The organism is Mesorhizobium sp. B3-1-7 (genome assembly GCF_006439385.1).
GTDB lineage: Bacteria > Pseudomonadota > Alphaproteobacteria > Rhizobiales > Rhizobiaceae > Mesorhizobium.
In genome coordinates this window covers 145,579-157,820 of record NZ_VFTL01000009.1, presented here as the reverse complement: position 1 = coordinate 157,820, position 12,242 = coordinate 145,579, and the positions used below count along the sequence as shown (strand labels likewise).

16 protein-coding genes are annotated in these 12,242 nt (G+C 63.8%); 8 read left to right on the top strand and 8 right to left on the bottom strand.

Features of this window, described 5'->3' with window-relative positions:
* Positions 1–4: 4 nt before the first annotated feature.
* The 4 genes from FJ417_RS10390 to FJ417_RS10375 form a co-directional block, all read right to left on the bottom strand.
* Positions 5–343, bottom strand: a complete 339-nt coding sequence (locus tag FJ417_RS10390) for an XdhC family protein (RefSeq protein ID WP_140783321.1) — start codon at positions 341–343, stop codon at positions 5–7.
* An 83-nt stretch (positions 344–426) separates the two neighbouring features.
* On the bottom strand, positions 427–1,677 hold the full coding sequence (locus FJ417_RS10385; RefSeq protein WP_140783320.1) for a VWA domain-containing protein: 1,251 nt from the start codon (positions 1,675–1,677) through the stop codon (positions 427–429).
* Between the two features lie 5 nt (positions 1,678–1,682).
* Positions 1,683–2,606: a MoxR family ATPase gene (locus FJ417_RS10380; RefSeq protein WP_041008673.1), complete on the bottom strand. Its 924-nt coding sequence runs from the start codon at positions 2,604–2,606 to the stop codon at positions 1,683–1,685.
* A 29-nt stretch (positions 2,607–2,635) separates the two neighbouring features.
* Complete coding sequence (locus FJ417_RS10375; protein ID WP_140659849.1) at positions 2,636–3,130, bottom strand: flavin reductase; 495 nt, start codon at positions 3,128–3,130, stop codon at positions 2,636–2,638.
* A gap of 192 nt (positions 3,131–3,322) precedes the next feature.
* Between FJ417_RS10375 and FJ417_RS10370 the strand changes: the two genes are divergently transcribed.
* Together FJ417_RS10370 and FJ417_RS10365 are read left to right on the top strand one after the other, a co-directional pair.
* A complete protein-coding gene (locus FJ417_RS10370; protein WP_140783319.1) occupies positions 3,323–4,408 on the top strand; it encodes an ABC transporter substrate-binding protein in 1,086 nt (361 codons plus the stop codon).
* A complete protein-coding gene (locus FJ417_RS10365; protein ID WP_140783318.1) occupies positions 4,408–5,424 on the top strand; it encodes a P1 family peptidase in 1,017 nt (338 codons plus the stop codon). The genes FJ417_RS10370 and FJ417_RS10365 overlap by 1 nt, the downstream gene beginning before the upstream one ends.
* Positions 5,425–5,431: 7 nt before the next feature.
* Here the strand turns inward: FJ417_RS10365 and FJ417_RS10360 are convergent, their stop codons facing one another.
* Positions 5,432–5,689 carry a DUF2171 domain-containing protein gene (locus FJ417_RS10360; RefSeq protein WP_140783317.1) on the bottom strand — a complete coding sequence of 86 codons (258 nt, stop codon included), beginning with the start codon at positions 5,687–5,689 and terminating at the stop codon, positions 5,432–5,434.
* Between the two features lie 308 nt (positions 5,690–5,997).
* On the opposite strand from FJ417_RS10360, the gene FJ417_RS10355 reads away from it, so the two are divergent.
* Both FJ417_RS10355 and purB read left to right on the top strand, forming a co-directional pair.
* Positions 5,998–6,411, top strand: a complete 414-nt coding sequence (locus FJ417_RS10355) for a hypothetical protein (RefSeq protein ID WP_140783316.1) — start codon at positions 5,998–6,000, stop codon at positions 6,409–6,411.
* 62 nt (positions 6,412–6,473) lie between these two features.
* The gene (purB, locus tag FJ417_RS10350) at positions 6,474–7,781 is read left to right on the top strand and encodes an adenylosuccinate lyase (protein WP_140783315.1); all 1,308 of its coding nucleotides are present in this window, start codon (positions 6,474–6,476) and stop codon (positions 7,779–7,781) included.
* Positions 7,782–7,980: 199 nt separating this feature from the next.
* On the opposite strand, the gene FJ417_RS10345 is transcribed toward purB, so the two are convergent.
* Positions 7,981–8,793, bottom strand: coding sequence for a VOC family protein (locus FJ417_RS10345; RefSeq protein WP_140783314.1), 813 nt, complete (start codon positions 8,791–8,793; stop codon positions 7,981–7,983).
* A 193-nt stretch (positions 8,794–8,986) separates the two neighbouring features.
* On the opposite strand from FJ417_RS10345, the gene FJ417_RS10340 reads away from it, so the two are divergent.
* Positions 8,987–9,544, top strand: a complete 558-nt coding sequence (locus tag FJ417_RS10340) for an alpha/beta hydrolase (protein WP_140647497.1) — start codon at positions 8,987–8,989, stop codon at positions 9,542–9,544.
* Between the two features lie 7 nt (positions 9,545–9,551).
* Here the strand turns inward: FJ417_RS10340 and FJ417_RS10335 are convergent, their stop codons facing one another.
* Positions 9,552–10,325 carry an HpcH/HpaI aldolase/citrate lyase family protein gene (locus FJ417_RS10335; RefSeq protein WP_140783313.1) on the bottom strand — a complete coding sequence of 258 codons (774 nt, stop codon included), beginning with the start codon at positions 10,323–10,325 and terminating at the stop codon, positions 9,552–9,554.
* On the opposite strand from FJ417_RS10335, the gene FJ417_RS10330 reads away from it, so the two are divergent.
* Positions 10,315–10,542, top strand: a complete 228-nt coding sequence (locus FJ417_RS10330) for a hypothetical protein (protein WP_140783312.1) — start codon at positions 10,315–10,317, stop codon at positions 10,540–10,542. The two genes, FJ417_RS10335 and FJ417_RS10330, sit on opposite strands and share 11 nt — an antisense overlap.
* Before the next feature lie 2 nt (positions 10,543–10,544).
* Here FJ417_RS10330 and FJ417_RS10325 read toward each other — a convergent pair whose 3' ends face one another.
* Positions 10,545–10,865 (bottom strand): DUF1476 domain-containing protein, encoded by a 321-nt coding sequence (locus FJ417_RS10325; protein ID WP_140647499.1) that lies wholly within the window; start codon positions 10,863–10,865, stop codon positions 10,545–10,547.
* A gap of 274 nt (positions 10,866–11,139) precedes the next feature.
* Here FJ417_RS10325 and purC point away from each other — a divergent pair, with 274 nt between their 5' ends.
* Both purC and purS read left to right on the top strand, forming a co-directional pair.
* Positions 11,140–11,934, top strand: a complete 795-nt coding sequence (purC, locus tag FJ417_RS10320) for a phosphoribosylaminoimidazolesuccinocarboxamide synthase (RefSeq protein WP_040995384.1) — start codon at positions 11,140–11,142, stop codon at positions 11,932–11,934.
* A gap of 67 nt (positions 11,935–12,001) precedes the next feature.
* Positions 12,002–12,241 carry a phosphoribosylformylglycinamidine synthase subunit PurS gene (purS, locus tag FJ417_RS10315; protein ID WP_140647500.1) on the top strand — a complete coding sequence of 80 codons (240 nt, stop codon included), beginning with the start codon at positions 12,002–12,004 and terminating at the stop codon, positions 12,239–12,241.
* The last annotated feature ends 1 nt before the right edge of the window (position 12,242 follow it).

The following is a 12,242-nucleotide window of genomic DNA, read 5'->3' as shown; positions in this document are numbered from 1 at the left end:
ATGGTCAGCCCAGCCGCTCGACATAGACCTTGATGCGGCCGCCGCAGGAAAGACCTACCTGCCAGGCGGTCTCGTCGGCAACACCGAACTCCAGCATCCTGGCCTGGCCACTGTCGATGACGTCGATCGCCTCGGTCACCACGGCGCCCTCGACGCAACCGCCGGAGACCGAGCCATGGAAATTCCCATCGGCGTCGATGACCAGATGGCTGCCGACCGGACGCGGCGCCGAACCCCAGGTCTCGACCACGGTCGCGATGGCGACATCCTTGCCGTCCTTCATCCAGCCTTCCGCGATGATCAGGGGATCGCGGGCTTCATCGAGATAAATGCTCTCATCCATCGTCGCTTCTCACATAGTCTGTTTTTCAAGGGAAACTTTAGTTTTCCCTAAGGGAAACGTTAGGTCCCCAAGGAAACATATGGCTATGCGGCCTGCCTCCCGCCAGTTCGCAGCCAGCGGCGCGGATCGACCGAAGCCGCCGGCCGCTGGTCGAGCGAGGCGCAAAGATCGGCCAGCGCATCGAGATTGTGCACCGTCCGGAACTCGTCGACATGCGGCAGCATCGCCTTGACGCCGCGGGCGCGCGCCTCAAACCCGTCGAAGCGCAACAGCGGATTGAGCCAGATCAGCCGCCGGCAGGATTTATGCAGCCGCTCCATCTCCTGCGAAAGGCCGGTGACGTCGTCGCGCTCCAGCCCGTCGGTGATGAGGAGCACAACCGCGCCCTGCCCGAGCACGCGCCGCGACCACAACCGGTTGAACTCGGCGAGCGTGTCGCCGATGCGGGTGCCGCCCGACCAGTCCTTCACCGCCGCCGAGCAATCGGCCAGCGCCTCGTCCGGATCGCGATGGCGCATCTGGCGGGTCAGGTTGGTCAGCCGCGTGCCGAAGACGAAGGCATGCACGCGCCGGCGTTTTTCCGTCAATGCGTGCAGGAAATGCAGGAAGATGCGCGTGTACTGGCTCATCGAGCCGGAAATGTCGGCCAGCACCACCATTGGCGGATGCACTTCGCGCGGCGACCGGAATTTTGGCAGGATAAGCTCACCGCCGGTGCGGGCGGCCGAGCGCATCATGGCGCGCGGATCGATGCGGCGCCCTTGCGCGGCGGCCTTGAAGCGCCGCGTGCGGATCAGATCGAAGGGTAGGCGCAAGGCCGCGATCGCCTTTTTGGCACCGGCCATTTCCGCTGCATCCATCTGCGCAAAATCCTTGCCCCGCAGCACCTCGTTGCCGGAAAAGGTGAGGCGCGCATCGACTTCGATCTCCGGCACTTCGCGTACGGGCTGGTTCTTCCGATGGCCTTCGAACATCGCCTGGCTGATCCGGTTCTCGGCCGTGCGCGGCTTCTGCTTTTCGCGGTCGTCCGGCGCGACCGGCGAAAACATCGCCAGCAGCTTCTCGATCAACTCACGCGATTTCCAGAACAGGCGGAAGGCCTCGTCGAAGACAGGATGATCCTCGTGCCGCGAGACGAGCACCGCATGCAGCGTCCAGTAGAAATCGTCGCGCGAGCCGATGCCGGCGGCGAGCACCGCCTCGATGGCGTCTTTCACCGAGGCCGGGCCAACGCGCATGCCGGCCTTGCGCAGCGCCCGCGCGAAATAGACGATGTTGTCGGCGATACGCCCGTCAGCCGTCGCTTCTCTTGGTTCCGGACGCGGCGACGGCATCGCGCCTACTCCGCCGCCGAAAGCTCGGCCTTCACCTCATTGAGGATGCGCCGGCCCTCGCCCTCGCCGATACGGGCGATGTCGTCCTGGTACTTCAAGAGCACGCCGATCGTGTCCGACACGGTCTCCGGGTCCAGCGCCACCTTGTCGAGTTCTGTCAGCGCGCCGGCCCAATCGATGGTTTCGGCGACGCCGGGCGCCTTGAACAGCTCGACCTGGCGCAGCTTCTGGATGAAAGACACGACCTCCGCCGAGAGCCGGCGGTTCGCCTGCGGCACCTTGCGGCGCACGATCTCCAGTTCGCGCTCGGCATTCGGGTAATCGACCCAATGATAGAGGCAGCGACGCTTCAGCGCGTCGTGGATCTCGCGCGTGCGGTTGGTTGTGATGATGACGATCGGCGGCTCTTCCGCCTTGATCGTGCCGAGCTCCGGGACAGTCACCTGGAAGTCCGACAGGATTTCGAGCAGGAACGCCTCGAACGCTTCGTCCGTGCGGTCCAGTTCGTCGATGAGGAACACCGGCGCCGCACCCGCCTTGCCGGTCAGCGCATCGAGCACCGGTCGGCGGATCAGGTATTTCTCGGAAAAGACGTTCCGCTCCATGTCGGAGCGCACGACCTTGCCGGCCGCCTCCTCCATGCGGATCTCGATCATCTGGGCGGCATAATTCCATTCATAGACGGCCGAGGAGACGTCGAGCCCTTCATAGCATTGCAGGCGGATCAGCCGCCGGCCGAGCGCGTCGGCCAGCACCTTGGCGATCTCGGTCTTGCCGACACCCGCCTCGCCTTCCAGGAACAAGGGGCGCTTCATGCGCAGCGATAAAAACAGCACGGTCGCCAGCGAACGATCCGCGACATAATCCGCGCCGGTCAAAAGATCGAGCGTTTCGTCGATCGATTTCGGCGCGGGGCGCGGCGCGGTCATCTTGTCTCCGTGGATCCCGCTTGCCCGTTTCAAAGAAAATGGTAGCCGCGGTTGTGGTAGATCAGCGGCCGCAAATTATCGCCGATGCGCAGGCCTGTCACCTTGCCAAAAAGCACACGGTGAGTGGCTAAATCCTTGCTGTCGATGATCTCGCAGTCGAACACGGCAAGGGCGCCTTTCAGCGTCGGCGCGCCGGTCGAGATCACATCCCACTCGGCAAGCGCAAAGCGCTCCTCCGCCGGCAGGCCGGTGACGCCCGAAAAGCCGACCGAGACGGCTTCCTGGTCCGATGCGAGCGTGTTGAGCGCGAACTTGCCGTTCTTGACGAAAGCTTCGTTCTTGGCGTTCTCGCGGTTGAGGCAAACCAGCACCGTCGGCGGCGTGTCCGAAACCGAACAGGCGGCGATCACCGTCGCGCCCCTTTTGCCGCCGGGCCCGTCCGTCGTCACCACATGCACATGGCCGGCAAAATGCGCCATCGCATCGCGATAGTGCTGCGGCCCGATATCATTGATCTTCAGCACCCGATAATCCACCTGTCGGAACCAGTTCGTTATATATGGCGGCATATTGCACGCCACAAGTTGCATAGCACGGGCGAAGTGCTTGACTGCAATCCGCAAATTCGCGTGTTGCGCGGCGCTTAGCCAGCCTTTAGGTCTTTCCTGGAATAGTGTCGGAACCATACGCCCGGCACGGAGGACCTCTTCGCCCGAATGCGCCTTCTGACGACGACAATAGCCGCGCTGACGACGGCGATAGCCGCGTTGTTTTGGCTGGCAGCGAACGCTGACGCCGAGACGCTGGTCGGCGTTGCCGCGCCGCTTTCCGGCACATCGGCGATCCTCGGCAAGCAGGTCGAGGCTGGCGCCGGCCTGGCAGCCGAGGCAAACGGCATCGCGTTCAAGGCCGTCGACGATGCCTGCACCGCCGAGGGCGGCGCCGCGGCGGCAAGGGAATTCGTCGACGCCAAGGCCAATGTCGTGGTCGGCTTCCTCTGCACAGAGGCGATCGAAGCCGCGCTGCCGATCCTGAAGGACGCCAACATACCGGTGATCACCGTCGGCGTGCGCACCGAAAGCCTGACCGACCGGCGCGCCAAGACCGGCTGGCCGGTCTACCGGCTCGGCCCGCGCGGCGACGATGAGCGCAACGCGGTCGCCGCCAAGCTCACCCAACTCTGGCGCGACGACCTGTTCGCCATCGTCGACGACGGCACCATCTATGGCCGCGAGATGGCCGAGACCTTTCGCGCCGCGGCCGAGCAGGCGGCGCTGAAACCTGTCTTCGTCGACACGTTCCGGCCGCAGCTCGACAACCAGATCGGGCTGGTCGGCCGGCTGAAGAAGGCCGGCGCGACAAAGGTGTTCGCCGGCGGCGACGGCGACGACATCGCCATCATGGGCCGCGACGCCGCCCAGCTCGATGCCGGCATCACCTTTGCCGGCGGCGAGAACCTGCGTACGCCGCAGGGCGATGTGCCCTACACCGTCGGCACACTGATGATCGCCCCACCGGAATGGTCGGAGGTCGCCGATCCCAACGTGGTGCAGGCTTTCGCCGCGAAGAACATCGTGCCCGACGGCTACACGCTGCCGGCCTATGCGGCGGTCGAGGTCGCCAAGGCCGCGCTGGCTGGCGCGGAAAGCTCCGGCCAGCCACTCGCCGATGCGCTGACCGGCCATGATTTCACCACCGCGATCGGCACCATTCGCTTCGACGACAAGGGCGACCTCAGCCAGAACCCGTTCCGCGTCTTCCGCTTCGATGGCACGCATTTCGTACCGCTGGAGGACAAGTGATGTTCCGCACCGGACCGCGCAACCTCATCACCGACGTTGCCGGCCTTCGTGTCGGCAATACAGCCGATAGCAAGTTGAAATCCGGCGTCACGGTGGTGCTGTGCGATGAACCCGCCGTGGCCGGCTTCCAGGTGCTGGGCGGCGCGCCGGGCACGCGCGAGACCGATCTGCTCGAGCCGCAGAATTCGATCGTGACGGTCCATGCCGTCGTCCTGTCCGGCGGCTCGGCCTTCGGCCTCGACGCCGCCTCCGGCGTGCAGGCGGCGCTGCGCGAGAAAAACATCGGTGTCGAGGTGGGCGGCTTCCGCGTGCCGATCGTGCCGGCCGCGATCCTGTTCGACCTGCGCAATGGCGGCGACAAGGATTGGGGCCGTTATCCGCCCTATCGCGACCTCGGCTATGAGGCTGTCCAGGCGGCGACAGTGGATTTCGAAATCGGCACGGCTGGCGCTGGCACCGGCGCGCTGACCTCGGGGCTGAAAGGCGGGCTGGGCTCCGCCTCGACTGTGCTCGACAGCGGCGTCACCATTGGCGCCCTCGCCGCCGTCAACCCGACCGGCTCGGTGACGGTCGGCCGCAGCCGCCATTTTTGGGCAGCACCTTTCGAGATCGGCGACGAGTTCGGCGGCCTGGGTTATCCAGAACCCATGCCTGACGACGCCAGGAAGATCCTGCTGAAATACCGCGACAGGCGCGTCGGCGGGCATGGGGAAGCCGGCAGCACCACCATCGCCGTCATCGCCACCGACGCGGTCCTGACCAAGGCCTCGGCCAAGCGGCTGGCGATTTCGGCGCATGACGGCTTCGCCCGCGCCATCTGGCCGACGCATACGCCGGCCGACGGCGATCTGGTGTTTGCGCTGGCGACCGGCACGAGCGGCATCGAACTCGGCGCCGATGCCGCGATCGACCTGTTCGCGGCGGCCGGCGCGACCATGGCACGCGCGATCAGCCGCGGCGTCCACGCCGCGACGCCCGCCGACGGCGACTTGTTTCCCGTCTGGTCTTCGCGTTGACGGCTAATCAGGTCGGATCGGATTTCTCTTCCTCGAAGGTGACCGCGACATCGGAATTCGCGGAGAGCCATACCTTCTGCCCGTCGATCTCCGCAACCAAGGCAAGCGAAATGTAGTGGTGATGGCCCTTGTGCGAGCCCATGCCGCTGTCAGCCTTGGTCAGCTTGATCCGATCACCCTCGACCTTGTCGACGGTGCCGATATGGACGCCATCGGCGCCGATCACTTCCATACGTCCGCGTATCTTGCTGATGTCGGTGCTCATGCTGGTCCTCCGCTGGATGGCGATTTGCCCTTTCGGATGCGAGACGGCCGACAATAACAAATGAACGCCGGATTGGATGCATCGCACGGCACGTCTCGTTCACCATGGCGTGATACGCATGACGCTGATGAGACAGATGTCATGCAGATGACGCCCAGCCTGCCCGGCCACCCGACGCGCGATACGGCTTGCCGCCCATGATGCCGCTGCAGCAAGTTCCCTTGCGCCACGGTCTCACGGATCGGTTGCGCGCCGCCACTCCGTCGGCAAGCGAGGCTGTTGTTGGAACTTTGCTCTGGGGCGCCGCCATGGGTGCGAGTGCGCTGGCAAATCTTCTGCTGGCCGCCTGGGAGACGCCCGACAGGATCCGTTTCGTGGCGCTGCTTTATGGTTTAGGCGGCGTGCTTGCCTTCCCGGTTGGATTGATGCTGGCCAGACTGGTTTCCCGCGGCCGTCTTTGGGAAACAGCCTTCGCCGCGGCATTCGTGTCGCTTCTGACGGCAACGCTCGCCTTCACCGGCGGCCTGTTCGCGCTGCAATATCGCTCCTACTATGCAGAATGGCACGCGTCGGCGTTCACGCTGACCTGGGCGTTCGAATTCGCCTTCACCATGCTGACCGCGCTCTATCAGTTCGTCGTGCTTGGCGTGCGGCTCTATTTTCCGCTGGGTTTTGCAGCGCTTGTCGCGGCAAGTATCTGGTTTGCGCGGCAGCGGCGTTGAGCATCGGGCCCGCCTCTGTTAGGACGCGGCCAACGCTTTTCCCATCAGGACTCAAAAAACGGATGATCACTCGCTATTCCCGGCCGGAAATGGTCGCCATCTGGTCGCCCGAAACCCGCTTCCGCATCTGGTTCGAGATCGAGGCGCATGCCTGCGATGCGCTGGCCGAGTTAGGCGTCATTCCGAAGGAAGCGGCAAGGACCATCTGGGAGAAAGGCGGCGCGGCCAAATTCGACGTCGCCAAGATCGATGAGATCGAGCGCGTCACCAAGCATGACGTCATCGCTTTCCTGACCCATCTTGCCGAATTCGTCGGACCGGATGCCCGCTTCATTCACCAGGGCATGACGTCGTCGGACGTGCTCGACACCTGTCTTGCCGTGCAGTTGACGCGGGCCAGCGACATCCTGCTTGCCGACATCGACGCCCTGCTCGCGGCGCTGAAGCGCCGTGCTTTCGAGCACAAGGACACCGTCACCATCGGCCGCAGCCACGGCATCCATGCCGAGCCGACCACCTTCGGCGTCAAGCTGGCGCAGGCCTATGCCGAATTCTCGCGCTGCCGCGAGCGGCTGGTGCATGCGCGGGAGGACATCGCCACCTGCGCCATTTCCGGCGCGGTCGGCACTTTCGCCAACATCGAGCCTTATGTCGAAGAGCATGTGGCGGCAAAGCTTGGGCTGAAGCCGGAGCCGGTATCGACGCAGGTCATCCCGCGCGACCGCCACGCCATGTTCTTTGCAACGCTCGGCGTCATCGCCTCCTCGGTCGAACGCCTCGCCGTCGAGATCCGCCATCTGCAGCGCACCGAGGTGCTGGAAGCGGAAGAGTATTTCTCGCCGGGGCAGAAGGGCTCGTCGGCGATGCCGCACAAGCGCAACCCGGTGCTGACCGAGAACCTAACCGGCCTTGCCCGCATGGTGCGTTCGATGGCGCTGCCGGCCATGGAAGACGTGGCGCTCTGGCACGAGCGCGACATTTCGCATTCCTCGGTCGAGCGTATGATCGGGCCGGACGCGACGGTGACGCTGGACTTCGCGCTGGCGCGCCTTACCGGCGTCGTCGACAAGCTGCTCGTCTACCCCGAGAACATGGAGAAGAACCTCAACAAGTTCCGCGGGCTTGTGCACTCCCAGCGTGTGCTGCTGGCGCTGACCCAGGCCGGCCTGTCGCGCGAGGACTCCTACCGCCTGGTGCAGCGCAACGCCATGAAGGTCTGGGAACACGGCGCCGATTTCCTTGAGGAACTGCTGGCCGACAAGGACGTGACGGCCGCGCTATCTGAAGCCGATCTGCGCGAAAAATTCGATCTCGGCTATCACACCAAGCATGTCGACACGATCTTCAGGCGGGTGTTCGGGGAGGCTTGATCTTTCTTCTCCCCGTCTCTATACGGGGAGAAGGTGCCCGAAGGGCGGATGAGGGGCGGCGCCGACTTCGGCGATCCCCGCACCCGTAGGCTTTGTGGCTGAAAAGACAATCTCAAGACTTGGCGCCGCCCCTCATTGCCCTGCCGGGCATTTCTCCCCGTATAGTGACGGGGAGAAAGACGCTGTCACCAACGCCTGATCAAGCCTTCCCTGGCACAGCCCTGATCACCGTGCCCCACGGGTCCTCTCGGCTCGTCTCTTCCTTCACATTGTCCGAGCGCATCTCTACCCAGGCGAGGCCGGAGCGGGAGGGGTCGCGGCGGCCGGCGCCGGCGCTCTGCCAGGCATTGGCGCCGATATGATGGTGGTAATGGCCGGACGACAGGAACACCGCCTGGCCGCCATATTTGGCGACGGTGTCGAAGCCGAACTGGTCATGCCACCAGGCCTCCGCATCTTCCGGCCGGCCGACGCGCAGGTGAACGTGGCCGACAATGGTGTTTTCCGGCGCGCCCTGCCAGCCGGCATCGCCCGCCGGCACGCTGGCCACCACCGCCGGCAGGTTCAGCCGCTCGGTCGCCATGGCGATCTTGTCGTCGTTCCACTTCCAGTCTTGCGGGCGGCGATCCGCATAGATCTCGATGCCATTGCCCTCCGGGTCGGTCAGGTAAAGCGCCTCGCTGACCAAATGGTCGGAAGCGCCCTCGATACCGATGCGGCTGGCGGCGGCGTGGCTGATCCAGCGGCCAAGATCGGCGCGCGATGGCAAAAGGAAAGCGGTGTGGAAAAGCCCGGCGCTGCGCGGATCGTCCGGCTTGGCCGAAGAATCCTGTTCAAGCACCAGCAGCGGCCGGTTGGCGGCGCCGAGCGTGATCGCGCCATCGGCGCGGCTCAGTTCCTGCAGGCCGACGACCGCGCGATAATAGGAGGCAAGGCTCTCGGCGTCCTGCGCCTTCAGCCCGACACGCGAAACGCTGACCGGGGTGGTCGCGGCAAAAGGCAGTTCGCTCATCAAACTCTCCGTTCGGGCGTCGCCTCTTCCCGAAATGGGATTTGCAGGCCGCGACCTCTTCTTCCCCCTCCAAATCGTCGATTGCGATCGTTCACACAAGAGGGCAAGAGTCGAACAAGTTGTTCACAATTGTGATCACGCCGATATAGGCGACAGGGTTGCAGCCGAGAAGACCGCTCGCTACATCGGCGCCATGAAAGTCAAAGACGCAGATATTCTGATCGTGCCGGGCTACACCAATTCCGGTCCCGAGCATTGGCAGACCCGCTGGCAGTCGAAACTGTCGACGGCGCGCCGTGTCGAGCAGGCGGAATGGACCAAGCCCGTGCGCGAGGACTGGACGGCGAGCGTAGCGAACGCCGTCAACGAGGCCGAGCGGCCGGTGGTTCTCGTAGCGCACTCGCTTGGCGTCGCGGCCGCGGTGCAGGCCATCTCGCAATTCAAGAAGCCGGTCGCGGGCGCCTTCTTCGTCGCGCCGCCGGATGTCTCCAATCCGGAAATCAGGCCGAAACATCTGATGACCTTTGGCCCTTATTCGCGCGATCCGCTGCCCTTTCCGTCCATCGTGATCGCCAGCCGCAACGATCCGTTTTGCGCTTTCGAGGTCGCCGAGGACATTGCCGCCGCCTGGGGATCGCTCTTCATCGACGCCGGTGAGGCCGGCCATCTCAACCACGACGCGGGCTTCGGCCCCTGGCCCGAGGGTTCGATGACTTTCGCCAAGTTTCTGACGGAACTGAAAGAACCCTGATCGGCGTCTAGGAGCCGATCGAATCCCGCATGCTCTTCAGCAGCGTCTTCGCGCCGAGTGAAATCAGCGTGTGGTCCGAGCCCATGGCGAGCAGCCGGAAGCCCATCGAAACGACGCGCCCGGCGATCACCGGTTCGATGACATAGATCGCGGCATGCTTGCCGGCCTTGCGTGTCCGCTCGGCGATCGACGCGACCGTCTCCATCATGCTTTCCAGCGTCGAACTGACCGTGGCGCCGTTCGACCAGGCGATCGAGAAATCCGACGGGCCGACGAAGATGCCGTCGATGCCCGGCGTATCCAGAATACCGTCCAGCGCCTCGAGGGCCGCCCGCGTTTCGACCATCGCGAAAGCCATGGTGCGCTGGTTCGTATCGCGCAGCCATTCGGCATGGTCGCCCTTGCCGTGGCGCGGGAAGGCATAGGTCGGCCCCCAGGAACGCTCGCCCAGCGGCGGGTATTTCATCGCGGCGGCGAACTGCCTTGCATCGGCCACGGAGTTCACCATCGGCGCGATCACCGCCTCGGCCCCGAAATCGAGCGCGCGGCTCGCCATGTCGAAGCGCCCGACCGGAATGCGCACCAGCGCCGGCTTGTTGGCTGCCAGCACCGGCACCAGGCCGCGCAGCACACTATCCTCGTGATGGCCGCCATGCTGCATGTCGAGGGTGACCGCATCGAAACCCTGCTTGGCGATGATCTCCACCGTCAGCGCATCCGGCACGCCCGACCATGCGGTGAACAGCGTTTCGTCGGCGGCCAGGCGGGACTTGAGCGACATCGGAACTTTCCTTGTTAACAATCCGCAGTTTCGGCTGGAAACGACGCTAAGGCAAAGAAAAACCGCCCGGTTTGGCCGGGCGGTCGATTGGTCCAGTCAGAGCAAATTCCAGGAAAGGTGTGTAACGGTTTTCCGTCCGGAATTGCGTAAAAGCAAAGAGATAGGCATGATGGCGAAAGGCGTGAAGCGGTTTTCCGGCGACATCATGCACACATAGCCTCAGCTGTTCTTGATCTGCTCGATCGCCTGCGCCATCAGCTCGTCCATGGTGCGGCGGATCTGGTGGTCGGACTGAGCGACGCCGGCGGCATCGAAATCCTTGCGGATCTTGCGGAAGACATCATGATCGCCCGCTTCCTCGATATCGGAGACCACCACTTCCTTGGCATAGGCTTCGGCATCGGCGCCGGATTTGCCGAGTTTCTCGGCGGCCCACAGCCCAAGCGCCTTGTTGCGGCGCGCCGCTGCCTTGAAGCGAAGCTCCTCGTCGAAGGCGAATTTGCGCTCAAAACCCTCTTCGCGGTCTTTCATGCTGCTCATAACGTCCCTCCGATCAATCCGATTCGCTTGGCGATGAATATGTGTGATGGGCAAGCACAAACCAAAAGGCCGCGGGCCGGTCAATATGCTTCGTGGCATGCTGCGCTGCGGCATTTCGGTTCCGAAAGCGGTTGATTCGCGGGATTTGCCGATTGAGCAAACAGGACGATTGCGATAACACCGGCATTGAACGCCGCCTTCGCCATACTAACTTAGGCAAACGGACAGGAACTGGTCACTTGCCGCCTGCCCGCAGATCCAGAGAAAAAATCAGATGAAAAATCGCCGCCGCATCTACGAAGGCAAGGCCAAGATCCTCTATGAGGGACCTGAGCCGGGGACGCTGATCCAGTTTTTCAAGGACGATGCCACCGCCTTCAACAAGAAGAAGCATGAGGTGGTCGATGGCAAGGGCGTGCTCAACAACCGCATTTCCGAGCACATCTTCAACCACTTGAACCGGATGGGCATCCCGACCCATTTCATCCGCCGGCTCAACATGCGCGAGCAGTTGATCAAGGAAGTCGAGATCATTCCGCTCGAGGTCGTGGTGCGCAACGTCGCCGCCGGCTCGCTGTCCAAGCGCCTCGGCATCGAGGAAGGCACGGTGCTGCCGCGCTCGATCATCGAATTCTACTACAAGGCCGACGCGCTCGACGACCCGATGGTGTCGGAAGAGCACATCACCGCCTTCGGCTGGGCAAGCCCGCAGGAAATCGACGACATCATGGCCTTGGCCATCCGCGTCAACGACTTCCTATCCGGCCTGTTCCTCGGCGTCGGCATCCAACTCGTCGACTTCAAGATCGAATGCGGCCGACTGTTCGAGGGCGACATGATGCGCATCGTCGTCGCCGACGAGATCTCGCCGGATTCCTGCCGGCTGTGGGACGTCGCCACACAGGACAAGCTCGACAAGGACCGTTTCCGCCGCGACATGGGCGGCCTGGTCGAGGCGTATCAGGAAGTTGCCCGCCGTCTCGGCATCATCAACGAGAACGAGCCGCCGCGCCCGACGGGTCCCGTGCTCGTCGCTTCCTCCGAGGCGCCCAAGGGCCTGAAGCACTAAGTACTGACGGGCCTGCCAGACAATGGCAGGCCTTTTTTGCCAAACGACGATCTGCCCAGGAGCATCGATGAAAGCCCGTATCACCGTGACCCTCAAGAACGGCGTCCTCGACCCGCAGGGCAAGGCGATCGAGCACGCGCTCTCCGGGCTGGGCTTCGACGGCGTCGGCCAGGTGCGCCAGGGCAAGGTGTTCGACATCGAGCTGACCGGAGCCGACAAAGCCAAGGCCGAAGCCGACCTCAAGGCCATGTGCGACAAGCTTCTGGCGAACACGGTGATCGAGAATTACGCGGTAGAGATTGCCTGAA